Genomic DNA, 24447 nt, shown 5'->3' on the forward strand with positions numbered 1-24447 from the left:
TAATAATAATTCCTAGTAAGCTCGCTCCTATCCCTAATTCTTTCGTTAGCTTTTTGCCTAGAATTGCTAAATCTATTTCTAGCGAGAGAAGCTAGAAGCCTTTGTTGGCAAGTTTTCTAGCTCGCTTGTCCCCCTGTCAGGTGAGGAACCCATTGATACCACGGGTACATCTGAGTGTGATTTCCCAAATCCTTCACCCTCTCCCTCTCCCAGTCCCTAAAAAAGTTTAACTTATCGGGTTGATGAGGGGGGTTGAGGATTTCGGTTCGGGACAGGTTTTATTGGTGAAATCACAGCGATAAATTGCCGGTTTTTGCCAACTGAGGGGAATTTCCAGTAAATCCCTCGAACCGGTCATCGCTTGTCCCAGAAAGAGAGCCAGAGCGACACAATTGAGAATTGTATGGGCAATGCGCCAACGATGGGAACGGTCTTTATAGATATCTTCGACAATGGCCAGAGAGAAAATCATCAGTAATGATGCCGCCATGCCGATATAGTAGTGAGACCAGTACCATTGGTCCGAGAGTCGCCAGACCCCATCCTGAGAACCGATAATAATTAAACCGATGCCAGTCAAGGTGGCAAAAATTCCGCGCCAGAGGCCTTGTCTAGCACGGTAGAGACAGACCAAAGAGGCAATGGTGACAAAAAACATCAAAATCACAAAAATGACCTGAAAGGAGTCTAATTTTCCCTCTTTTTGTTGATCGACAAAACCATTAAAACCGTAAACGACCGAGTAAGCTAGTGCTAACAGGTTAACCCCTACCACTGTACCCGTTAACCAGCGGCCTAAGCGTAGATGTTCTAGCCCGACCACTGGCGGAATGTTACTTTTATTTCCCGCGTTGGTTTCTAGGCGACGTTGACGGGTTTGCCAAGCAAAGTTAACTACGAGGCCGATAATGGGGAAAACGACCACTATCGCTAGGACAGGATGAATGAGAGCCAGAAAATCGACGAATTGCATATAAATATCCCGAAAATCTCCGCAGAAAATCGTCAACAGTTGACAAGCTATAGCCTTGTTTTTTTTAGCTTATCGCAGATATCAGGAGGCGGTCGGCAGGAGTTAGGAGTCGCTCGTCAGGAGATTATTTTTATTTATTCTCCCCATTTCCCCACACCCCAATTCCCCAATTCATAATTCATAATTCATAATTCCCTACACCCCCACTTCCCATTTCGGACTAGGAACCTCTTTGATAATCGGCTAATCTAAAAGCAGCAATCCCTAGATTCAATCCTGACTATGAAACTACAAGAACTTTTAACAACTATCCCTCTGGTTTCCCCGATTGCTTCTCCTATCGCTTTAGAAACCGAGATTACAGGAATTTCCACCAATTCCCATGCTTGTCAACCGGGAGATTTATTTATCGGTTTACCCGGTACTCGCGTCGATGGCGGCGAATTTTGGCGTTCCGCTTTGGAAACCGGGGCCCTAGCGGCGCTTATCTCCCCAGCAGCCGCAGCTAAATTTCCCCCCCCGGAGGATGCTTGCGTAATCGTTGTGGCAGATTTAGTTACTGCCACTGCCGCGATCGCTGCTAAATTCTATCATTATCCTGCCCAAACCCTAAAATTAATCGGTGTGACGGGAACCAACGGCAAAACCACCACCACCCATTTAATTGAATATTTTCTCAGCCAAGCAGGGATTCCCACAGCTTTATTCGGTACTCTTTATACCCGTTGGCAAGGATTCCAAGAAACCGCCAATCATACCACCCCTTTTGCTAACGAGTTACAAGCTAGTTTAGCCAAAGCAGTGAGCGCCGGCAATGAAATCGCCGTCATGGAAGTTAGTTCCCATGCACTGGCCCAGGGACGGGTACAGGGTTGTACTTTTCCCGTGACGGTGTTTACCAATCTCACCCGGGACCATCTCGATTATCACCTCGACATGGAGGATTATTTTGCCGCTAAAGCTAAATTATTTAGTCCCGATTATCTGCAAGGTAAGGCGATTATTAACCTTGATGATGCCTATGGTCAACGTTTAGCGGCCTCCCTCTCTCCCCAACAGGTTTTAACCTATAGTGTGTCCGATGCTCGTGCCGATTTTTATACTAAAGATCTACACTATCAACCCACGGGAGTGGAAGGGGTGATGGTGACTCCCCAAGGGGAAATAGCCTTTGCTTCTCCTCTGGTGGGTCAATATAATCTGGCTAATCTCTTAGCGGCGGTGGCGGCAGTGTTAGAATGTGGTGTAGAGCTAGAGACAGTAATCGGTCAAATTCCCCAGTTTTCAGGAGTACCGGGGCGGATGGAACGGGTTAGCATCGCTCCCGACCAAGATATCAGCGTCATTGTCGATTATGCCCATACTCCCGACAGTTTAGAGAATGTTTTAAAAGCAACACGTCCCTTTATTTCTGGTCGGATGATTTGTGTTTTTGGTTGTGGCGGCGATCGAGATCGGACAAAACGGCCGTTAATGGGGAAAATAGCGGCAGAATTAGCAGATTTAGCCATAGTTACCTCCGATAATCCCCGCACAGAGTCTCCCGAACGAATCCTTGAGGATATTATCGCTGGCATTCCTCCAGAAATTACCGTGCAGGTAATTAGCGATCGCGCTTTGGCCATTGACACGGCTATTCAAGCAGCGCAACCGGGAGACGGAGTAATTATTGCGGGTAAAGGTCACGAAGACTATCAAATTTTGGGGACGGAAAAAATCCATTTCGATGACCGCGAACAGGCCCGGGCCGCTTTGATGAAAGTGAAAAAGTGATTAGAGGTGATGAATTATTAAGAAAAGCTAAGATTACTTGACAATTGGTAGAGGTCGCCAATTGTCAAATCTGTGATAAGCTAAAGGAGTTTAGGTAAAAATCCCAGTTAGCAAGCAACCGCTATCTTGATAAGTTGCCTCTGCGTTAACTAAGCAATGACACTAAAAGGCGTTGTTTTAGTCGATAACCAAGACTAGATGCGCACTTTGACTGTCTAGAGTTTCTGTATAGTTTTAGACTCTGGGAGACCCTCCCTCTTGAGGAGAATCTCCCAGAGTACATTGTTGAACTGTGTTAGCCAAAAAGTATTGGTCAACTGGTGACTCTATATGACCTACTGCCTTAATCCTGACTGTCCTCAACCGAAAAACGCCCCAACAGCGTTAATCTGTGAGAGTTGCGGTTCAAAACTTCTTCTGCACGACCGCTATCGAATTCTAGGCATTTTAGGGAAAGGAGGGTTTGGGGCAACCTTTGTCTCATCGGATTTGTCCCTACCAGGTACCCCACTATGTGTGGTCAAACAACTGCGACCTTCCACTGACGATCCTAATATTTTTCAGATGTCCAAGGAACTTTTTGAGCGAGAAGCGGAAACCCTGGGAAAACTGGGGGTTCATCCGCAGGTTCCCCGATTATTGGACTATTTTGAAGATAATCAACAGTTTTATCTAGTTCAGGAATACGTTAAAGGTCATAACCTCTACCAAGAGGTAAAAAAACGCGGACCGTTTAGCGAAGCGGGAGTCAAACAGTTTTTAAGTGAACTGTTGCCGATTTTGAAATATATCCACAAACAAAAGGTAATTCATCGGGATATCAAACCTGCTAACCTAATTCTTCGGCAAACGGATCGAAAATTGGTTCTGATTGACTTTGGGGCGGTTACAAATCAAGTTAACACTATGATTGCTAATACCAACTCTCAAAACGTTTTCACTAATTTTGCCGTGGGTACCCAAGGTTTTGCCCCTCCCGAACAGATGGCCCTGCGTCCCGTCTATGCCAGTGATATCTATGCCGTGGGAGTTACCTGTATCTATCTACTCACGGGCAGATCTCCTAAGGCTATCGAAGTTGATGTCAATACAGGTGAATTACTCTGGGAAAAATTAGTCAAGGTGAGTCCCCAGTTTGCTAAAGTCCTGAAAACAATGCTGGAAGTCTCCATCCGTCATCGCTACAAATCCGCCCAAGAGGTAATGGATGCTTTAGACATGACCTCTTATGCTGATAGTCTAGCCCAAAGTTTAATCGCGGCTCCAATGGTTACTTCCCCGAAACCACCACAAGATTCAGGTCAAATAGCCACTTCCTTCATTTCTGGCTCTCTCAACTCTAAATTTCGCCCCAAAAATAAAAATCCAGAGGCCTCTCCAGATAATCTGCCGGGGGCGCAGATGGCCTTTTCAACAACCAATACAAATATACAATCTAAAAACAAAGACCACAGCAGCCCAGATATAACCTTACCGAAGAGAAAACGCCGCTTAGATGAAAAAGCGATTCTCGATGCTTACAATAACGGCCGGCGCAATTTCGCCCAGGAGGAATTATCGAATCTCAATCTGTCTAAAGCACAACTTTTGGGGGTAAATTTCTTTCAATCCAAATTAACAGGAACTAATTTACAAGGGGCGGATCTGTCCAATGCGGATTTGGGCCGGGCTAATCTCAGTCAAGCGATTCTCAAAAATACCAATTTAAATAATGCCTATCTCGGTTATGCAGACCTGGAAGAGTCCGATTTGCGCGGGGCGAATCTCACTGGAGCCAATCTTCGCCACGCTCATCTCAAAAACGCTAATCTTTGCGGGGCTAATCTCTCTGATGCCCAAGTAAATCGAGAACAAATCGTCCTAGCAAAAACCAACTGGTTAACAGTTATGCCCAATGGTAAACGCGGTTCTTGGTAATCTTTGCTTATGAATTATGAATTATGAATTATGAATTATGAATTATGAATTATGAATTGGGGAGCAGGGAGCTTTTTTCAGTGATCAGTAAACAGTGGCCAGTAAACAATAATCAGTAATCAGTGAAAAGACAGTAGGAAAATTCGATTTAATACTGTCACTTAAAACTCAAATCTGATCACTGATAACTTACCCACTGATAACTGATAACTGATCACTGATAACTGATTTAACCGCGACTTTCCTTAAAGGTTTTGTAGGCGGTTTCGGAGTCGAAAATATGGCAATAATCAACGATTCGCTTCATCAATCCCCAAGAAAACTCAGTTTCTTTTAGGTGACTACCCCAATTTTCTTTGAGACTAGCGTGAACTTTGCGGAGGTTATAGGAAGGAATCGCCGTCGAGATATGATGGGGGATATGGACATTAATATCGTGACAGAGAATTTCTACCCAACGGGGATAGCTACAGTGAACTGTCCCTTCTAGTTGCGCTAAAGCTTGATTCCACTCTTCGGGATAGGAAAATTGAATATCGGGGTCTGTGTGATGGACAAGGGTAAAGGTACTCATCCAAAAATGATAGACAAACCAAGGCACCACCCAAAATTTAACCAATCCCCAGACACCAGTGTAGAAAATTAGGGTTGGGAAAAAAATAGCGGCAAAAACTAGGACGACAATCATCGAAAAGCGGGCTTTTTCCCGTTCGTTCTCCTTGAATTGTTCGATGTTGAAGTGTAGAATAGCCCAGTGGGCGATCGAACCAAGCCACCAGAAACGTCCGCGGATGCCGCGATAAAAGAGACGCACTAAGGGATTGGCCGAGTTAAAAGCTTCTAATTCCCACGGATCCCAAGCATTATCTATAGTTACCATGTTAGTTTTAGCATGATGGCGATCGTGCAGGAAACGCCAGCAGTGGAAGGGATAGATAAGCGGTAACAGGAAAATATGACCGACAAGATCATTAACCCAGGGTCGATTAGAAAAAGACCGATGACCGCAATCATGGGCGATGACAAAGAATCCCGTTAAAGCTGTACCAGTGAAAATCCAAGCTAAAGGCAGTAAATACCAGGGAGAATAAACTACCATTGCATAACCCGCAATGACCGCCAAAATATTCGCAATCACACCAAACCAAGCTTTAACTGGGTCTTTCTGGAAATATTCTTTGGGAATGGTTTTAATAATATCTTTCAGTTTAAAGTCTGGCTCGATCGAGGTGATCAACTCCCCATGCAATTTATCCGTCGTTGCCGTCATGAAATCTCCAATTACACTTAGGTGAACCCTTGACAAGAAATCAGCTAGGAGGTTTGGCTAAATTATGCTCCTTACCACAAGCCAATTTTTTTGTCAATATATTTTTAACTTTAATTAATAAACTTCCGCGAAGCTTAATAATCCTTTACTTTATATAACATAAGAGGGGATTTTCTGTTTTGGCAAAATTTGCCTTTTGCCTTCAGAAGCTGATAACCGATAAAAACCCTAAATATTGACTATTTTTAGGCTTTTTTAACGATTAGCCGTGTTTTCTAGGGATTTAATCTCCTCCTGTACCTTACGGTGTTCGCGATTTAACTGTTTTTTGACCGATTCGGGGAGTTGTTCCTGTTTTTTCAGGGCATTATTAAAGTAATCCAATGCCAGTTTCAAAGAGCCAGTATTTTTATCCGTATTGCCTTGAATTCTCAGGATTTGACCCTTCAGATACATTAATTCTGGATTATCGGGGGTCGCTTCCAGAGCGTTATCGATAAACCGCAAAGCCTGATCATACTGCTTTAAATCCCGGTAAGCTAGAGCTATACCTCGATCGACCAAGTAATCAGGACTTCCGTAGGTTTCTAGCCTTTCAATTGCCTCTTGGGGACTAGAAAAGGGCAGATTAACCGCTAAAATCAAATCCATATAACCCTTTAACAGGTTCAATTCCGGATCCGTAGGATTAACCTTTTCTGCGGTTTCCAAATACTGAAACACCTGTTGTAATCTGGGGATAGCCGATACTGCTCCTTCGGTTTGAAAAACGTAGGTTCCCTCTAAAAAACTCCCCACCGCTAGATATAAATTTCCCCTTAAAGGGTCGCTGGCCTGCATTTGCTTGGCCGCTGCCTTAGTCTTCTCGGAGTAGGTTTTTAGGGTGTTCCAATCCTGGTCGGTAAAAGCAAGAGAGGCCCGCATAGCATGGGACAAAGGTTCTTGGGGTTCCTTTTCTGTGGCCTCAACAATTAATTTTTTTGCCTCTAGATAGTTACCTTGTTTAAAAATAGCGTTAAAAGCGGCCTCGGTCTTATCACCAATCGGTCGGGGATTGGTTTTGCGGAAAGGATCTCCGGCTAACCCGGGACCAATCCAGTTAACCATTACCATAACAGCCAGGGAAGCACCGATCGCCATTTTTTTCGTTAAACCTAACCTCAGCACCATGGTCAAAAGTCTCCTTGAGCGAATGAAAAAATCTGTCACAATAGAAACGAGTTTCTAGACTTAATTTCCAGTTATTTTCCTGTCAATGCTTTATCTCAAAGATGTGGTTTATCATCCTCCCGCTGCTCTCAATCCCATTTTACAGGGGATTAATCTCGAATTAGCCCCCCAAGAATTAGGTCTGATTGTTGGCCCCAGTGGTTCCGGAAAAACGACTCTTTTGGAAATTCTAGCAGGCTTTGCTGATAAAACAGGAGGGACAATTCACTGGCGCGACCAAGAATTAACGGTGCTGCACCTGCAACAATTAGGAGGAATCGTTTTTCAGTTTCCCGAACGTCATTTTTGCGGTAAAACCATCCTTGAGGAGTTGCGTCTCGGTCATCCAGAAATTAAAAGCGATCGCCTAACGGCGGCCTTAAAGGAGGTAGGATTAGAAAATATTCCTCTGGATACTTCTCCCCACAATCTTAGTGGAGGTCAACAGCGTCGTTTATCTCTCGCTGTCCAGTTAATCCGGCAGCCTAATCTGTTACTTCTCGATGAACCTACGGCCGGTTTAGATTGGTCTATGCGTCGTCAATTGGCCAAACTTCTCGCTAGTCTCAAACAACACTGGACTTTATTAGTAGTTAGTCACGATGCTGGGGAATTACTCCCCATTGCTGACCGTCACTGGAAAATTGAACAAGGACATTTGAGGGAAGTGAAAAATGAAAAAACAGATAGTTGAGGTTTTCGGGTTTTGCGGTATTAGTTGAAATTTCCCCACTCTCCTCATACCTGATAACTGATAACTGATAACTGATTACTGATAACTGATAACTGAATTAATGATCCTTCCTGAATTATTTGACCTTTGGCAAGAAACCCTAGAATGGCAACCCGATGGGGTCCAACAAGCGCGATTTCAACAACTTTATGAGTTGATTTTAGAGGGTAATCAACGTTTTAATCTCACCCGAATTACCCAACCAGAGGAGTTTTGGGAAAAACATCTTTGGGATTCTTTATCGGGTTTAGCTTGGTTACAAAAATCCCAGCCAGATCTATTGACAAAATCCCTATCAGTCATTGATTTGGGGACCGGGGCCGGGTTTCCGGGGCTGCCAATTGCGATCGCATATCCCCATTGGTCGGTGACTCTCTTGGATTCCACCCAAAAAAAGATTAATTTTCTTGAAGAAGTTATTGACAAATTAGAGTTAAATAACACGAAAACTCGTTTAGGTCGGGCGGAAATCGTCGGGAAAAACCTTAAACATAACTGTGCTTACGATATCGTCTGTTTGCGAGCGGTTGCTAATGTGGATATCTGTGTTAACTATGCTTTGCCTTTCCTGAAAAAGACTGGAATCGCTATTCTCTATCGTGGTCAGTGGTCCGCGCAGGATAATTTAAGTTTAGAGGAGAATCTAGGGAAAGCTCGTGGTAAAATCCTCGAAATTGCCAGTTTTACCACTCCCTTAAGCCAAAGCGTCCGTCATTGTCTATATATCTCTAAGGGATAACTCTAAGCAGTGAGAGGATGGAAAAAGAAAGCCAAGGCCAAGATAGCATAGGTCGCTAAGAGTAACATTCCTTCTAACCAATTTGATCGCCCATCACTACTAATCGAATTAGCCAACCACACCGCTACAGCCACTGCTACCAACTCAAAGGGATTAAAATTGAGATCCATGGGCTGACCGATAATATAACCCATGATAACCAAAACCGGAGCCACAAACAGGGCGATCTGCATACTGGAACCGACGGCCACAGATACCGATAGATCCATTTTATTCTTAAGGGCGACGGTGACGGCCGTAGCGTGTTCGGCCGCATTACCGATAATAGGCAAAAGAATCACCCCCGTAAACAGTGCCGTTAAACCTAGCTGTTCCGTAGCCTCCTCTAGGGATGCCACCAATAACTCCGATTCTACGGCCACGGCGATGGTAACGATCAATAAAATCAAAGACCAAAACCAGATTTTCGGCCTTGCGGTGCTTTCTCCAGTGCTTTCCTCCTCGATACCGGCAACCCCGACATCGTAGAGATAGGTGTGGGTTTTCATAGAAAACAAGAGACTTAAACCATAGACGAAAATTAACACCGCTGCCACGGCCACGGATAGACGTTGCAGGACTGCTTCCCCGACTCCCGTGGAGGTAAATTCCACGGCAGTGGGTAAAAGGAGCGCCACCACCGCTAAATTCATAGCTGAAGCGTTTAAACGGGCAGTTATTGGCTGAAATTCCTGTTCTTTGAAGCGTAAACCGCCTAAAAACATCGATAATCCCATAACTAAGAGTAAATTACCGATAATTGAGCCAGTAATCGTCGCTTTTACCACATCGATAAAACCTTCCCGCAAAGCGACATAGGCGAGAATTAATTCTGTGGCATTGCCAAAGGTGGCATTCATCAAACCGCCAATATTTGGCCCGACCACCACCGCAATCGCTTCGGTGGCTTCCCCCATGTAGGCCGCTAGGGGGATAATGGCTAGACAAGCGGTGATAAAAACTACCGTTCCGCCCCAGTGTAACAGGGAACCGGCGATCGATAGCGGCACAAAAATTAATAAGATGGCGAAAATGGTGTTTTTGTTTAACATAAAGTGGGTAATTTTGTCAAGATAATTTTATTTTGATCGGGTTGGGAACTGAGGGGGACTAGAATCGGATTTTAGCCAAAATTCCCCGGTAGAACCGGTTATTATCCATAATATTGCCCTAAAACCGTCTCTGAGCGACTTTTCTAGGGGTTCGGGGGGTGATTGGGAGGGAACAGTTACCGGTTTAATCACGATTCCGCGACTACCAAAAACAATTTCTCCCACTAATCGCGCCCTTCTCATGTGATTATCGGAAGTGACTAGATAGACACTATCAATACCTTCGGCTTTCAGTTGATCGGCTAGGCTAGTAAAGTTAGTGACAGTATCTCGCGCATTGTAATCGAGATGGAGACGTTCTAGAGGAATTCCCGCTTTTTTAAAAATCTTTTTCACATATCGTCGCGGACTACCGGAAGACACCCAAATGGGTAGATCAGGATATTCCTTCGCTAATTTTGCCGCAAAACGTTCTCGATCGGCATGACCTCCCAAAACAAAAATCGCTTCCGGTTTTAGCCACTGCTGACGTAAATCGTGGTATAACCAGCCTAAACTCGCCAAAATTAGCGGAATAGCCAGCAATTTTAACCTAGATTTGCCTAACTTCCCTTGCGGGGAAACTCGCTTTTTTCTGCGAGAATTAGCCTTGAGAACCATATATCAGTGATCGGTGATCGGTTGTCAGCCTTCAGCTTTGTGGATTAAAGTGATCGAGGGTGAGTCATCGAACTCACATTGACGTAGGAGATGGGGATTTTATTCCCCAACTGACCGATAATTTTCCCAGAACTCAGGTTGATTGATGCGGTCCCTTACATCCCCCACCAACGGGCCACCGCTTCGGGAAGGGGTAGCAAAATACTTAATAACAAAGCCAAGGAAAATAAACCTAATAAATCTCGTTTATTATCCAATTCGGTGACATCATTTAATGCAGGTTGATCGCTGACTGGCATTAATAAGAGGATAATCGCCCAGAGTAAAAAATCTGGTTGCACTAGGGCTAAAATAAACATGAATAATCGAGTTAATTGACCGATAATTATGGCGGTTTTCTGCCCATACATGGCGTGAACAATATGACCACCATCCAATTGACCCACGGGCATTAAATTTAGGGCTGTAACGATAATTCCCACATAACCGGCCACCGCTAAAGGATGTAAATGGACGGCTTTTCCTGCGATTAAATCACTGCCGAAGGCTAGTTTAGCTACGATAGACAAGAGAAAAGAAAACTGTGGATTTAAGGACTGAAAATTTAATAAACTGCTTTGATTAGTTAGGGGAACTATTTCCGAGAGGGACAACCCCCAAAACAGTAGAGGAATAGCGATAATTATACCCCCCAAAGGACCGGCCACCGCCACATCAAATAAAGCTTTGCGGGTGGGTACAGGCGATCTCATTTGAATAAAAGCCCCGAAGGTGCCTAGGAAGAAAGGAATGGGGATAAAATAGGGCAAAGTAGTTTTAATTTTGTATTTAACTGCTGTAAAATAATGACTGAATTCGTGCAGTCCTAAAATAGCAATTAAGCCTAAACTGTAGGGCAAACCTTGCAGTAATAAACTAGAATTATTTTCTAATTGTTGGGTGGTAATGCCACTTAATCCCGCACCGATGACCGTGGTAGTTAAGAGAGTTAATAACAATAAACCCAGGGCAAGAAAGGGGCGAGTAACTTTTTCAGTTTCTATAGTTTCTGTTTTTTGCTGCCAGGGATTAGCCACAAGAGCGAAAAAAGGTTGTCCCTGAAAACTTTCTTGGAAAAGCAATAAAAAGCGATCTCCAAAAACCTTTTCCACATTGTTTTTAATCACTTGATAAGCTTCTTCGGGAACCGCTCGCAATTTGCCCCGACAGAGAATTGCTTGGGGACGATAATCGATATTTTGCAGATAATAAATACCCCAAGGAAAACAATCTCGTAGGGATTTTTCCTCTTCGGCAGTGATCGGTTTTAAATCATTTTTAGGTGCAGGATTATCAATATTTTCTAGGACTAAATTCGCTTGTTTCGGTGATGATGGGGGGCTTTCTTGGGGAGTAACTCGACCCTTTTGTACTAGCCACCAATACAAAAAAGGGCAGATCACAAAAGGACCGATCAGCAAAAATGCCGGCATGGGGGTATCCTCTCCATAGATTAACGTCCAGCCGGTCCAAATAAGAGCCGGAGTCATCAGGACTAACCAAATTAACCATATTGGTGTTGTCGTGACTTTGGCCACGCTACGCTTGACGATAAAATAAGTGAAACCACCAAGAATCCCTAATAACAACCACATTTCCATATCGGCTCTTTTCTCTTGAATAAAAAGCGGCTAATTTCAGCCGGCCCGGTCATCGATCGTGCTAAATTGTAAACCGCATTGATTGTGATTTGGATAGGCAAACCATGCGATCGGAAACCGAATCGTCTCCTTTAGAGGTTAGCAAAACCACAAAACCCCCTCGATTAATTCTAGAAGGTTTATACGCTTTCTCCCCTAATCGGGAAACCCTAGGGGGAACCTCTTATCTTATTGTAGAAAATACCGGCAATATTCTGGTGGATTGTCCTAGCTGTGAGGAGAGCGAGCGGGATTTTCTGCGAGAAAAAGGGGTCCGTTACTTATTTTTTACCCATCGCGGGGGTCAGGGTAAACAGAGCGATTCTCTGCAAAGTTGGCTTGATTGTGAGATTATTCTCCAGGAACAGGAAGCTTATCTGCTTCCTCACCGTCAAATTACCGTTTTTTCCCAAGAAATCCAGTTATCTCCCACTTGTAGCGGTTTTTGGACTCCTGGCCATTCTCCCGGCTCCTGCTGTCTCTACTGGCACCATCACGGGGGGGTTTTATTTACCGGTCGTCATCTTCTCCCCGACACTAAGGGTCAACCGCAACCCCTACAGACCGCGAAAACTTTCCACTGGCCGCGGCAATTGCGATCGCAAAAGGACATTTTAGACCGTTTTAGTCCGGAAACCCTCTCTTATCTTTGTCCGGGAGCTAATACCGGCTTTTTGCGCGGTCGGGGAATTATCGATAGTGCCTACGAAAAAATCAGCGCCAATCCTCTTAACTAAAGACTTTTTAGAAGCTGTATCGTTCAATTCCCAGAAATTATGAATTTAACCGTTAAAGACTTGGGTGAACAGGGATTGCTACCGATTCTGCAAAAATATTGTCCTGCGGAGATTATCGGTGATGATGGGGCGATTTTATCCCTCAAGGATGGTTATTCTCTGGTTGTCACCACTGATGTTTTAGTTAATAACGTCCACTTTAGCGATATTACCACCTCTCCGGAAGATGTGGGCTGGCGAGCGGCGGCGGCTAATTTATCCGATTTAGCGGCTATGGGGGCAGAACCCCTGGGAATTACGGTAGGATTGGCTTTAACTCCCGATCTAGCCATCGATTGGCTAGAAGGACTCTATCGGGGTCTTAGCTCTTGTCTGCAAGTATATCAGACGGCGATCGTCGGTGGCGATGTCTGTCGGGCCACGGAGATTAACATCAGCATCACTGCTCTGGGACAAGTGGCAAAAAATGAAGAAATTAGACGTTTTAATGCCAAAGTGGGCGATAGTATCGTTATTACTGGTTATCACGGTTTATCGCGGGCTGGATTAGAGTTACTCTTTCACCCTGAAACCGGGAGTAATTTAAATTCCGCCCAAAAAAAGCGATTAATCCAAGCTCATCAACGCCCGCGACCGAGACTCGATTGCATACCACATTTACAAAAAATTGTCAAGCAATTTCCGATCGCGGGCATGGATAGCAGTGACGGGTTAGCAGATGCCATCATGCAAATTTGTCGCTGTAGTGGGGTTGGTGCTGAAATCGAGAGGATTCCCCTGCATCCAACCCTGAAAGAATATGTAGGAGCCGAAAAAGCTCTAGAATGGGCTTTATACGGCGGTGAAGATTTTGAGTTAGTTTTGTGTTTGCCCCCGGACAGTGCCAGAGAATTGCTGGAGAAAGTGGGGGAAGAGGGGGCGATAATCGGTCAAATTGTCCCGGGGAGAGAGATAAAATTAGCCGACGGTAGAAACCTCAGTTTAAGCTCCGGATTTCAACATTTTTAGCCTCTATAAATCGCCAAAACCTTTCTTTTTCTTGATTTTCTTCGGTTTTTTCGGGCTGCCACCCTGACCGCGAAACCCCGGTTGATTGCCCCCCCCAAACATTCCGCCACCCATCCCAGGCATCCCAGGCATAGCGGGCATTTGTCCCTGTCCCATCTGTTGCATCATCGATCGCATTCTGGTGAAATTAGTAATTAGTTTGTTAACTTCTGTTTCCGGATGTCCCGAACCTTTGGCAATGCGACGACGACGATTAGGAGACTTAGCCAATAAATCGGGGTTAGCGCGTTCCTCCGTGGTCATGGAATTAATCATCGCTTCCGTGCGTTTTAACTCTTTTTCGCCCTTTTCGATGTCTGTGCCGCTCAGTTTGCCCAGACCGGGGATTAACTTCAAGACTCCCCCCAGGGAACCCATATTTTTTAACAGCCGCATCTGTTTGAGGAAGTCATTAAAATCAAACTTAGCCTCTAAAATCTTGGCCTGCATTTTGGCCGCGTCTTCTAGGTCTAACTGTTCCTGAGCTTTTTCCACTAGGGTCAGGACATCACCCATATTGAGGATGCGACTGGCAAGGCGATCGGGATAAAATGGCTCTAAAGCTTCGACTTTTTCGCCAACCCCAACAAATTTAATCGGTTGTCCCGATATTTGCCGCACTGATAGGGCTGCCCCACCGCGAGTATCGCCATCAAGTTTAGTAAGAATTGCCCCCGTGATGCCGATTTGTTGGTGAAAAGTGTGGGTAAGACTGGCCGCTTCCTGACCGGTCATGGCATCCACCACTAATAAAGTGTCGTCGGGCTTGACAATTTTCTTGATTTGTGCTAGTTCGCCCATCATCTGGGTATCTATCTGCAAACGACCGGCGGTGTCGATGATAACGGTATCTACGCCCAATTCTTTGGCTTTTTCCACACCTTGACGGGCGATATCGACAGGATTAGCCTGAGAACCCATCTCGAAGACGGGAACATTTATCTGTTTACCGAGGGTGATTAATTGGTCAATGGCCGCCGGACGGTAAACATCGGTGGCCACCATCAGGCAGCTTTTGGACTGTTTGCGGAGATATAGGGCTAATTTGGCGGTGGCGGTGGTTTTTCCTGTCCCTTGCAACCCGGCCATTAAAATTACGGTGGGGGGTTTATCGGCCTGAGCTAGGGGAACGTTGCTTTCCCCCATAATTTTGACTAATTCATCATAGACAATTTTGATAAATTGCTGACCGGGATTGACTCCGGAAATCACTTCAGCGCCGAGGGCTTGTTTCTCGACCTCAGCAATAAATCCCTTGACTACCTGTAGGTTAACATCTGCTTCTAATAAAGCCCGCCGGACTTCTTTGAGGGTTTCTTGTATATTGGCCGAGGAGATTTTATCTTGACCTCGTAATTTTTTCCATGCGTCTTCTAAGCGGTCGGCCAGTGCGTCGAACATAGTTTCGGAATTAAATTTTTAACTAGATCGATTTTATCTCAAATGTCAGGGGAAGACCCCCCTTCCCCTGTCATTGGTCTCGGACTGGCATAGGGTGGGAAAGTTCGATCGAATGTTAAACTGAGTCTGTCTTAGCTTCGGAAGTATTCGATCGCTGCAGGAATCGATTAAAGAGAAAACCGAGGAGCAGGGCCTTAAATTCAAGGTCGTCAGTGAACTGTTTATAAAAGCTGAAGTTGGTTTCCACCATGTCCTGCATTATGTCGGATGCCAGGTTATCAAAGGCGAGTTTAACATTTTCGGGAGTATTGATCTTAAGGCTCGCTTTCAGGGGTGCGCTGTCATCCAGTTTAGTTTCAAGGTGTTCGATAAAAACTCGCTCATCCTCACTGAAATCAGTACCAAATCGTCGATTAATTTCTTCAATAATTTTCGAGAGGGGTTCTATCTTTTTGGCAGAAGGTTGGCCCTTGCCTAGGGAATAAACCCTAGGAGTTTCCCTGACACCCCGTTTTAGTTCAATTTTGCCCCTGTGGGTCTCTTGGATGCGGTAGGAATTTAGTTCGATACTTTGTTGAATAGGCAAAGGAAGAGCCTCTGCGGAGGTGGGAAGTTTGCAGATTAAGTGGCGGGAGAACTGATAAAACTTCTCTAAGTCTGCAGCAGGTATGGGGAGTAATTGAGAGACAAAGCCATAAAGTCGGATAAATTCTTGGAGTTTACCCCGAAAACCGACTTTTTCCTCTTCAGAAGCTTCTAGGTAACGATCAAGTACGGGGTCGAGGCTGCCATGAAGCTTGGCCTGGGTTCCTTGGGGGTGAAAGAATATCTGCGCGAAGCTATCGATGTCGGAATCTTGGTAAAAGTAATAGTCGTCAAGCTGTGCTTGGATTTCGTAGAGCCGGTTGGGGTCGGTGGCTTCCGTCAAGATGGTGCGGTCGTAGTAATCTTTAAAGGCTGCTTTGATTTCATCGGCCTCGTTGGCGAAGTCCAGCACCAGAGTCCCGGTTTTGTGGGGGTGGATGCGGTTGAGACGGGAGAGGGTCTGGACAGCGTTAACCCCGGCTAATTTCTTATCGATGTACATTGCGCCTAGGAGGGGTTGGTCAAAACCGGTCTGGAATTTGTTGGCAACGACGAGAAAGCGGTAGGGAGCTTGTTGAAAGGTGTCTGCGGTGGCTTTGTCGGGGATATGAGTACCTGAGGAGGCGCTATTCATGTTGGTTTCTGTGAAGTCGTCGCCGTCTCTAACTGTCCCGGTAAAGGCGACTAGGGACTGATAGGGATAGTCTTTTTCCTTGAGATAGCGGTCTAGGGCCAACTTGTACCGCACGGCATGGAGACGCGATCGCGTGACAATCATGGCCTTGGCCTTGCCTTGCACCTGATGGGCCACCTGCTCATGGAAGTGTTCGACAATGATGGCCACTTTCTGCTTAATGGTGTGTTCGTGTAAATCGACGAAGTGGCGCAGCAGCGAGGCGGTCCTGGCGCGATCATAGTGGGGGTCATCTTCGATGGTTTTGAGCAGGTTAAAGTAGGTTTTGTAGGTGGTATAGTTCTCCAGCACGTCGAGAATAAAGCCTTCCTCAATCGCCTGAGCCATGGAATAGAGGCTAAAGGGAGCAAAGCTGCCGTCTGGTTGTCTGGTGCCGAATACTTCTAGGGTTTTGGGTTTAGGCGTGGCGGTAAAGGCAAAATAACTCAAATTAGCAATTTTTCCCCGTTTTTTTGCCTCGGCAATGATCCGATCTTCTAAATCCTCCTCTTCTCCCCCTTCCTCGGCGGCGGCCGCTTCTAGGCTGGTGGCGGTGAGGACGCTTTTGAGTTTTTTGGTACTTTCTCCGGTCTGGGAAGAATGGGCCTCATCGACGATTACTGCGAAGCGCTGCCCGGAGAGGGACTGGATCTGATCGACGATGACGGAGAATTTTTGCAGGGTGGTGACGATGATATTTTTCCCGGACTCTAGGGCCTCTTTGAGTTGCCGCGAAGTTTTGTCGATGTTTTCCACCACCCCAGAGGTCTGTTCAAACTGGCGAATAGTGGCCTGTAGTTGCTGATCCAATATACGGCGGTCGGTGATGACGATGATAGAGTCAAAAACGCGGGTATTATGATCATCGTGCAAGCTGGCCAGTCCGTGGGCCAGCCATGCTATTGAGTTACTCTTGCCACTGCCGGCACTGTGTTGGATGAGGTAGGATTTTCCCGTCCCTTCGGCCTTGGCATCGGCCAGCAAACGGCGCACGGCATCTAATTGATGGTAGCGCGGAAAGATAAGGCTCTTTACTCCTGTTTTTCTGCCCTTGTCGTCTTTTTTTTCCACGAGGGTGATAAAGTTCTGGATTAGGTCAAGGAAGCTATCTTGCCGCCAGATTTGCTCCCACAGGTAGGCGGTGCGGAATTTGGTAGGGTCTGGGTTTGCCGCTACGCCAGTCTTTCCGGGGTTGAAGGGTAGGAAGCGGGTTTCATGGCCCTGGAGGTGAGTGCTGACATAGACCAGATCCGAGTCAACGGCAAAGTGGGAGAGACATAGGCCAAACTTGAGGAGTGGCTCTCTCGGATCTCGATCTTCTTGATATTGTTTAATCGCTTGTTGGACGTTTTGCCCTGTAAAAGGGTTTTTTAGTTCGGCGGTGAAGATGGGTAAACCGTTAAGAAAGAGGACAATATCGATGCTGTGGGAGGGATTTTTCTGGCTGTAGTACAGTTGTCTAAGGACACTAAAGCAGTTGCTCTGGTAGAGTCTTTGGGTTTCTGGATTGAGACTGCTGGAGGGTTGGAAGTAGGCGAGTTGGAAGCGGCAGCTGTTGGCTTTGATGCCTTTTCTGAGTACTTCTAAGGTTCCCCGATTCTTGATGACTTCGGCAAGCTGTTTGAGGAGTTGGGTGTTTGCGTCGTCACCGTACTGGGTTTGGAATTTCTGCCACTCTTGAGGTTGGCTGGTTTGGATGAAGTTAAGGACATCTTCGGGTATGAGGCAAAGTGAGCGCTCATAATCTTTGGAGCTGCGGCGCTGATAGCCACTGTTGAGGAGGCTTGCTTCGATGGTGGCTTCAAAGTTTTTCTCGGAGGTGTCTATAGCGGTGTGCAGTCGTATGAAGTACAGTGTCACGAGCTATAAACCATGCTAGGCAAGGCTTGGTCTGTATCTCACTCAAGCGCTTACCGCTATATCATGTCTTTAGACTGCTGATTGTCAATATTATGCCCTACTTAGATGTTAATGCCATTATCTCTGAAACCAAACTTACTCAGTATTTGTTGGTTTTTTTACCGAAGGATGACAAGTCACAATATCTGGCACTGGGAGGCTATACTTTAGGTAACTGGCAAGAACTTGAGCGGGACTTGCGTCAACAGATTTTAACTTTAGAAGCTACGCCAACAACTAAGACTAGGTATGGGCAAAAGTATAAAATCACCGGTGAGTTAACTGCGCCAAATGGCAGAATTTTACCTATAAAAACAATTTGGATGGTAACAGATCGAGAAACAAAGTTTGTAACGTTATTCCCCAGTTAGGAGCAAGGAACATGAAATTTAAACTATTTTCTCAAGTTTCTTTAAGAGAAGATATTCCTGAATATGGTTTAAAAAAAGGGAGTATTGGAACAGTTGTTGAATATTACCAGAGGGCTGAAGGTGAGGAAGATGGATACAGTTTAGAAGGCTTAATTTTTCAAGATACGGTAGAGGTAGCAGAATCACAAATTGAATTATTAACCACACCCGCACTCAGTTATCATGTCTAGTGGGAAATATTTATGTAGGGCTTGCTGAAAAAGTACGGGCGAAGCATTCGGATAAAAAATCTACAGTTTCACCGATAGGTTATTGCCCGAATGCTTCGCCCCTACAGGACGCAGACTGATGAAGACGCAAGGTTTTGAAGCACAATTCTCTCAAAATCTGGCACCTGTTTCACGAGAAAAACCACAAAACCCTTACCTTGCCTACATTTCACATTTATTCAGTCAACCCTACTTAAGTAGGTAGCCGTTAAAAATTATCAGATACCACCCTTATCAAGAGGGGACTAAGGGTAGGGTTGATTCATGAATCAACCCTACTATAAATCAACCCTAGTATCTCTCCGCAAATTCGTTTAAACCCTTGCAAGTTATAATGTGCATGGCTTTAATGTTCCCTCACGTCTATTTTACCAGTAACGGCGGCTGAAATTAACGCGGTGCGATATTCTTTGAGATGGTCAATGCTGGTGCGAGTTTTGGTGATTAGGTTGTCAATTTTGCTGGTTTCTCGGTCTAGGAATTGGGCGATTTTTTGTTGTTCGGGAAGGGGGGGGAGTAAACAACTGAGATTAGAAACATCTGTTACAGCAACAGCTTCATAGGTACTCCCTGTGGATAAAAAATTTAGTTCAACTTTTACTACTTGAATTAAATACCAAGCAAATTCTCTAATAATAATATCTCTTGGTCTTATAGAACATAAACCACGACCAATACCATATCTTCTGTCTGCTTCATTCAAAGCACCAACCGGCGCTCTTACCGAGATTAAAATATCCCCTTTCTCTGCATACTTGTTTACTGTAGCGCAAAATATTTTTGCTTCTGGATTTCTATTCCCAAATTCAGCATTTCCCTGAAGAAAAGGTGATCCATATCCTTCATGATTATAATCATCAGAACTGGGAGATTGTCCCATTGTGAGATAGGAAATATACTTAAGTTTCTTCACCTCCCAATGTTCTGGAATTTCACCCAACCATTCAACCCCGGAATCCTTCATCGGAACATCTGGGTTAAGTCCTTTGGTGACTGCATGGCTAATCAGTGCGGTGCGCTTCTCTTTAAGAAGTTCGATTAATCGCTCTTTCTTGGTGATTAGTTTATCAATTTTGCTGGTTTCTTCGTCGAGAAATTCGGCGATTTTTTGTTGTTCATGAAGGGGGGGGAGTAAACAACTGAGATTAGAAATATCTGTTACAGCAACAGCTTCATAGGTACTCCCTGTAGATAAAAAATTTAGTTCAACTTTTACTACTTGAATTAAATACCAAGCAAATTGTCTAATAATAATATCTCTTGGTCTTATAGAACATAAACCACGACCAATACCATATCTTGTGTCTGCTTCATTCAAAGCACCAACTGGCGCTCTTACCGAGATTAAAATATCCCCTTTCTCTGCATACTTGTTTACTGTAGCGCAAAATATTTTTGCTTGTGGATGTCTATTCCCAAATTCAGCATTTCCCTGAAGAAAAGGTGATCCATATCCTTCATGATTATAATCATCAGAACTGGGAGATTGTCCCATTGTGAGATAGGAAATATACTTAAGTTTCTTCACCTCCCAATGTTCAGGAATTTTACCCAACCATTCAACTCCAGAATCCTTGTAAGTAGGATAAGGCTGCCATTTTTTTGTAATCATATTAATCTAGCTCTTAGGTTACTATTTTATTTGATATTTTGTCTGAAAAAGAGAAACTGAAATAATCTTGGTATGGCCTAGATTTTTAACTTCATCAAAGTCCTTATCTCCTGTAATAAAGTAATCAGCATTATTAACAATTGCACAGGCTAAAAACTTAGCATCTTTTCTATCTCTGGGGAAATCAATTTCTAAATTAATATCGACGACAAAAGTAACGGCACTTGTAAGAGTCAACCAGTATTGTTTCTGCTCATTAGTTAGCTTTAACCGTTTTCGGGATAAAACCTCTCTATATTCTGCTAAAATATCCGGTGATACTATCCAGTAAAAATCTGGGTTAGATACTACAAAGAGAATTATTTTTTCTGGGTTTCTGTCAGCTATTGCAGCAGAAATAACAACATTAGTATCGATTACAACCTTCATTTTCCTCTTCTATAATCCTCAATTTCAGCCTCAATTTCTTCTTCAGTCAAAGGATTGTCAGCGTGTAAAGCTTGGACTTCTTTAAAGAAATCTCGTAACTTATTAGCTAGAGCTTCCCTGTCATAATTTTTGGCAATAATCATTACTTCCACTTGCTGACCTTTTTGAAAAGGTAAATCAGACAAAACAAGCTGATTAGGATCTTGAATGACCAAGGTTTTCTGATAGATATTCATCACTGGGGACTTAATAAGCGAGAAGCGTTATCTGTATAAATTTCTGTTAACACCCATTTGATAGCTACATTAGCATCAACAACAAAACTCGTCACCTTTGTCTATCCTCTCTTAATAATTCTGTGCTATCCAAAAAATTTCTTCCTTGAAAATGTTCTCGCACTTTAGCAAATCTTTCCCTTGCTTGAGATAAGGTTTCCTTTGTTTTGGTTTTCTCCTCTGTAATAGGTTCAACAGTTACCGTTACATCCACTTCCTGACCTTTAAACTCAGGGAGAATATCTAAATGTAACATCCCATCTTCGCCGATATGAGAGCGTAATTTAATCACTGGCATTTTGACACCTCTTTTTTATTTTATTTGCTTCTCCCCCCTTTTGAAGGGGGGTGGGGGGGATCGTCCAAATCTAAAACAAAATCAGTTAGAATATTCTCACCTGATAAATGGGTGGGATTGTGCAGAACTTCCACCTCTTGATTAGCTCGATAAATCTCAACGGTTTTACTTTTCGGATCGATTAACCATCCTAATTGTAAGCCATTTTCTAAATACTCCCGCATCTTCTCTCGTAGGGTTTTCATCGAGTCAGTTTTTGACCGCAATTCAATGACAAAATCTGGACAAATAGGCGAAAAATCATCCTGTTCCTCTGGGGTTAAAGATTCCCACCTTTCCCGACGTATCCAAGCAACATCAGGAGAGCGATCGGCACCATTAGGAAGATGAAAAGCAGTGGAAGAATCGAACGCTATTCCTAATTGATACTTTTCATTCCAAATATAAACTTGACCGGCTAAATTGAGATTTATTCTGCCTGTATTGCCTCCTGTGGGTGGCATAATGATCAGTTCTCCTTGAGCGGTTTTTTCTAATCGTAAATCTCTGTTAGACGCAGCTATCTTCTGAAACTGCTCTTGAGTAATTGTCAAAGTTTCTGGCCAATTAACTAAGGGAGTATTCATCCTCAAATTCTCTCCTCTAGACTTGTTAACATGGCTAAAATCTCCCCTTCCACTTCCTTAATATCAGCTTCAATTGCCTCTAAAGTTCGCGGTGGCTGATACTTATAAAAATAGCGATTAAAATTAATCTCATACCCCACCTTTCCGAGCGCACCGTCCCTAATATCGCGCACCGTGTCACTAATCCAAGCATCGGTTACATGGGGAAGAACTTCTCGATCGAAATAGTCATTAATATCCTGTTTAAGTGGTACATTTTCGGTATCTCTTAAATCTGTATCTGGTTCGGGATTACCCTGTTTATCCAGACAAATATTAGCCGATTCGTCCCGCTCAGAAAGAGCCGAAAGAATCGCCTTATAAACTGCTGCTGCGACGGTTATTCCCCCGGTTTTCATCCCTTTCTTTAGCACCTTTTCAAACTCCCCTCGATCGTGATATAAAGTATCGGGAAAACTATTAAGCATGGCTAAAATCAGCTTTTGTTGTTCTTTGCCGGCCTGTTCCTCGATCCCCTTCATTTCAGCACTTTTCTTCTTGCTTACTGCCAGACTAGCAAACGCGCTCTGCTCTTTCAATCGCTCAATCCGCTCCGGTGATGCCTGAAAATTGAGCCTCAAGGGACGCTCTACGGTAATCTTGCGGTAGCCGAAATCTTCCCTATCAAAAATCTTACTCACCTCCGAGGGTTGAAAACTCTGGAAAATTTCAGTTATCTCCCGAATATGCTCGGAACTAATCTCCCGGCGCTTGCTGCCAAGACTCTTCCGCATCGGCAGCCAAAACTCAGAAGCATTAATTAGCTGCACCTTACCTCTCCTCTCGGCAGCCTTGTGGTTGGTCAATACCCAGATATATGTGGCAATGCCGGTGTTATAAAATAGGTCATTCGGCAGAGCGATGATTGCTTCGAGCCAGTCATTTTCCAAAATCCAGCGCCGGATCTCGCTCTCCCCACTTCCCGCATCCCCGGTAAACAATGGCGAACCGTTCATAACAATCGCCACGCGGCTGCCTCCTTGGGTCTCCGGCTTCATGCGTGCAATCATGTGCTGTAGAAAAAGAAGTTGTCCGTCACTGATGCGGGGTGTTCCTGCTGAAAATCGGCTGCCCGCTTTTTGTGCCTCTGTCTCCACTGCGTCCTTATCTCGCTTCCAGTCCTTGCCGTAGGGTGGATTGGCCAGGAGATAGTCAAAGGTTTTGTCACTGTGCTGGTCCTGGGAAAGGGTGCTGCCAAACTTGATATTTTCAGCGTCCTTGCCGTCCACACTTTTCATGTAGAGGTCGGATTTACACACAGCAAAAGTCTCCGGGTTGACTTCCTGGCCAAAGAGAAAAACCTGGGCCTTGGGGTTGAGTTCCAAAATCCGATCCTTGGCAATGGTCAGCATTCCCCCGGAACCGCAGCAGGGATCGTAAACGCTGCGAGTAATGTATTCTTGGCTTAACTGTGTTTTGTCCGGGGAGAAGATGAGGTTAACCATTAACTGAATCACTTCCCGGGGTGTGAAGTGTTCCCCCGGATTTTCATCGAGAGCTTCGTTAAACTTGCGGATGAGTTCCTCAAAGATGTATCCCATCTCTAGGTTAGAAACCTTATCGGGGTGTAAATCGATGTTCTTAAACCGCTCGGTGACGAGAAAGAGCAGGTCTGATTGTTCCAGCTTGTCGATGGTGTTGGCAAAGTCGAACTTCTCTAACACCTCGCGCATATTGCCGCTAAAACTGTTGATGTAGAGCTTGAGGTTAGCGGCCAACTGTTTGGGATCATCGAGGAGTTTCTCGAAGTCGTAGGGACAACTGTTATAGAAGGCAAATCCTGATTTTTTGCAGAGGAGAGGATCGAGATTGTCGAGCTTGTCTTTGTACTGGTGGTAGGCTGTTAAGACCTCCTCTTTGGTCGGCTCTAACACACAGTCGAGGCGACGCAGCACGGTGAAAGGCAAGATGACATCTTGATATTTGCCGCGCTTAAAGGTGTCGCGGATTAAATCCGCGATACTCCAAATAAAACTTACCTTGTCACCGAAGTTGTTCATCGGAAATTTTGGGTCTGAAACCCCGCCGTTCTACGGCGGCTTTACGTTAGAATTAAAAGGCCAGTCTCGAAAACCAAGTGGACGGCGCAGCACCTTGAAAACTCGGCTTAGGGGGTTCCGACCAGAAAAGCTTGGCCGGGTA

At 44.7% G+C, this 24447-nt stretch carries 22 protein-coding genes; 8 read left to right on the forward strand and 14 right to left on the reverse strand.

From position 1 onward, the window contains the following. Window positions 1-226: 226 nt before the first annotated feature. Window positions 227-973 carry a DUF4079 domain-containing protein gene (locus IM473_RS17575; protein WP_287660595.1) on the reverse strand — a complete coding sequence of 249 codons (747 nt, stop codon included), beginning with the start codon at window positions 971-973 and terminating at the stop codon, window positions 227-229. A 282-nt stretch (window positions 974-1255) separates the two neighbouring features. On the opposite strand from IM473_RS17575, the gene IM473_RS17580 reads away from it, so the two are divergent. Together IM473_RS17580 and IM473_RS17585 are read left to right on the forward strand one after the other, a co-directional pair. After that, window positions 1256-2746, forward strand: a complete 1491-nt coding sequence (locus IM473_RS17580; RefSeq protein ID WP_287660596.1) for a UDP-N-acetylmuramoyl-L-alanyl-D-glutamate--2,6-diaminopimelate ligase — start codon at window positions 1256-1258, stop codon at window positions 2744-2746. Between the two features lie 330 nt (window positions 2747-3076). Next, window positions 3077-4663, forward strand: a complete 1587-nt coding sequence (locus IM473_RS17585) for a serine/threonine-protein kinase (RefSeq protein ID WP_287660597.1) — start codon at window positions 3077-3079, stop codon at window positions 4661-4663. 229 nt (window positions 4664-4892) lie between these two features. On the opposite strand, the gene IM473_RS17590 is transcribed toward IM473_RS17585, so the two are convergent. Next, window positions 4893-5933, reverse strand: a complete 1041-nt coding sequence (locus tag IM473_RS17590; protein ID WP_287660598.1) for a fatty acid desaturase — start codon at window positions 5931-5933, stop codon at window positions 4893-4895. A gap of 255 nt (window positions 5934-6188) precedes the next feature. After that, the gene (locus IM473_RS17595; RefSeq protein ID WP_287660599.1) at window positions 6189-7103 is read right to left on the reverse strand and encodes a Sll0314/Alr1548 family TPR repeat-containing protein; all 915 of its coding nucleotides are present in this window, start codon (window positions 7101-7103) and stop codon (window positions 6189-6191) included. Between the two features lie 85 nt (window positions 7104-7188). On the opposite strand from IM473_RS17595, the gene IM473_RS17600 reads away from it, so the two are divergent. Next, complete coding sequence (locus tag IM473_RS17600; RefSeq protein ID WP_287660600.1) at window positions 7189-7836, forward strand: ABC transporter ATP-binding protein; 648 nt, start codon at window positions 7189-7191, stop codon at window positions 7834-7836. 100 nt (window positions 7837-7936) lie between these two features. Further along, window positions 7937-8614: a 16S rRNA (guanine(527)-N(7))-methyltransferase RsmG gene (rsmG, locus tag IM473_RS17605; protein WP_287660601.1), complete on the forward strand. Its 678-nt coding sequence runs from the start codon at window positions 7937-7939 to the stop codon at window positions 8612-8614. A gap of 2 nt (window positions 8615-8616) precedes the next feature. Here the strand turns inward: rsmG and cax are convergent, their stop codons facing one another. The 3 genes from cax to IM473_RS17620 all read right to left on the reverse strand — a co-directional run bounded on the left by cax (window position 8617) and on the right by IM473_RS17620 (window position 12005). After that, a complete protein-coding gene (gene cax / locus IM473_RS17610) occupies window positions 8617-9705 on the reverse strand; it encodes a calcium/proton exchanger (RefSeq protein WP_287660602.1) in 1089 nt (362 codons plus the stop codon). 27 nt (window positions 9706-9732) lie between these two features. Further along, window positions 9733-10365, reverse strand: a complete 633-nt coding sequence (locus tag IM473_RS17615; RefSeq protein WP_287660603.1) for a YdcF family protein — start codon at window positions 10363-10365, stop codon at window positions 9733-9735. A gap of 155 nt (window positions 10366-10520) precedes the next feature. Continuing rightward, window positions 10521-12005: a site-2 protease family protein gene (locus tag IM473_RS17620; protein WP_287660604.1), complete on the reverse strand. Its 1485-nt coding sequence runs from the start codon at window positions 12003-12005 to the stop codon at window positions 10521-10523. A 104-nt stretch (window positions 12006-12109) separates the two neighbouring features. On the opposite strand from IM473_RS17620, the gene IM473_RS17625 reads away from it, so the two are divergent. Next, window positions 12110-12781, forward strand: coding sequence for an MBL fold metallo-hydrolase (locus IM473_RS17625; RefSeq protein ID WP_287660605.1), 672 nt, complete (start codon window positions 12110-12112; stop codon window positions 12779-12781). A 39-nt stretch (window positions 12782-12820) separates the two neighbouring features. Then, window positions 12821-13789 carry a thiamine-phosphate kinase gene (gene thiL, locus IM473_RS17630; RefSeq protein ID WP_287660606.1) on the forward strand — a complete coding sequence of 323 codons (969 nt, stop codon included), beginning with the start codon at window positions 12821-12823 and terminating at the stop codon, window positions 13787-13789. A 3-nt stretch (window positions 13790-13792) separates the two neighbouring features. Here the strand turns inward: thiL and ffh are convergent, their stop codons facing one another. Then, entirely contained in the window at window positions 13793-15229 is a 1437-nt protein-coding gene (gene ffh / locus IM473_RS17635; RefSeq protein ID WP_287660607.1) for a signal recognition particle protein, read from the reverse strand. A 115-nt stretch (window positions 15230-15344) separates the two neighbouring features. Beyond that, on the reverse strand, window positions 15345-18347 hold the full coding sequence (locus IM473_RS17640) for a type I restriction endonuclease subunit R (protein ID WP_287660608.1): 3003 nt from the start codon (window positions 18345-18347) through the stop codon (window positions 15345-15347). Between the two features lie 92 nt (window positions 18348-18439). Here IM473_RS17640 and IM473_RS17645 point away from each other — a divergent pair, with 92 nt between their 5' ends. Together IM473_RS17645 and IM473_RS17650 are read left to right on the forward strand one after the other, a co-directional pair. Beyond that, window positions 18440-18757 carry a DUF6883 domain-containing protein gene (locus IM473_RS17645; protein WP_046661734.1) on the forward strand — a complete coding sequence of 106 codons (318 nt, stop codon included), beginning with the start codon at window positions 18440-18442 and terminating at the stop codon, window positions 18755-18757. 11 nt (window positions 18758-18768) lie between these two features. Continuing rightward, window positions 18769-18987 (forward strand): DUF4926 domain-containing protein, encoded by a 219-nt coding sequence (locus IM473_RS17650; protein WP_046661733.1) that lies wholly within the window; start codon window positions 18769-18771, stop codon window positions 18985-18987. A gap of 385 nt (window positions 18988-19372) precedes the next feature. Here the strand turns inward: IM473_RS17650 and IM473_RS17655 are convergent, their stop codons facing one another. From IM473_RS17655 to IM473_RS17680, 6 genes are all read right to left on the reverse strand, one after another. Beyond that, window positions 19373-20638 carry a restriction endonuclease subunit S gene (locus tag IM473_RS17655; RefSeq protein WP_287660609.1) on the reverse strand — a complete coding sequence of 422 codons (1266 nt, stop codon included), beginning with the start codon at window positions 20636-20638 and terminating at the stop codon, window positions 19373-19375. Window positions 20639-20659: 21 nt separating this feature from the next. After that, window positions 20660-21067, reverse strand: coding sequence for a putative toxin-antitoxin system toxin component, PIN family (locus IM473_RS17660; protein WP_046661731.1), 408 nt, complete (start codon window positions 21065-21067; stop codon window positions 20660-20662). Next, window positions 21064-21282: a hypothetical protein gene (locus tag IM473_RS17665; RefSeq protein WP_198285502.1), complete on the reverse strand. Its 219-nt coding sequence runs from the start codon at window positions 21280-21282 to the stop codon at window positions 21064-21066. The genes IM473_RS17660 and IM473_RS17665 overlap by 4 nt, the downstream gene beginning before the upstream one ends. Window positions 21283-21394: 112 nt before the next feature. Then, window positions 21395-21640: a hypothetical protein gene (locus tag IM473_RS17670; RefSeq protein WP_287660610.1), complete on the reverse strand. Its 246-nt coding sequence runs from the start codon at window positions 21638-21640 to the stop codon at window positions 21395-21397. 20 nt (window positions 21641-21660) lie between these two features. Beyond that, window positions 21661-22266 (reverse strand): Uma2 family endonuclease, encoded by a 606-nt coding sequence (locus tag IM473_RS17675; protein ID WP_287660611.1) that lies wholly within the window; start codon window positions 22264-22266, stop codon window positions 21661-21663. A 2-nt stretch (window positions 22267-22268) separates the two neighbouring features. Next, window positions 22269-24305, reverse strand: coding sequence for a type I restriction-modification system subunit M (locus IM473_RS17680; protein WP_287660612.1), 2037 nt, complete (start codon window positions 24303-24305; stop codon window positions 22269-22271). Window positions 24306-24447 lie beyond the last annotated feature (142 nt).

Origin of the sequence: Microcystis sp. M015S2 (assembly GCF_020245945.1) — a bacterium.
Lineage (GTDB): Bacteria > Cyanobacteriota > Cyanobacteriia > Cyanobacteriales > Microcystaceae > Microcystis.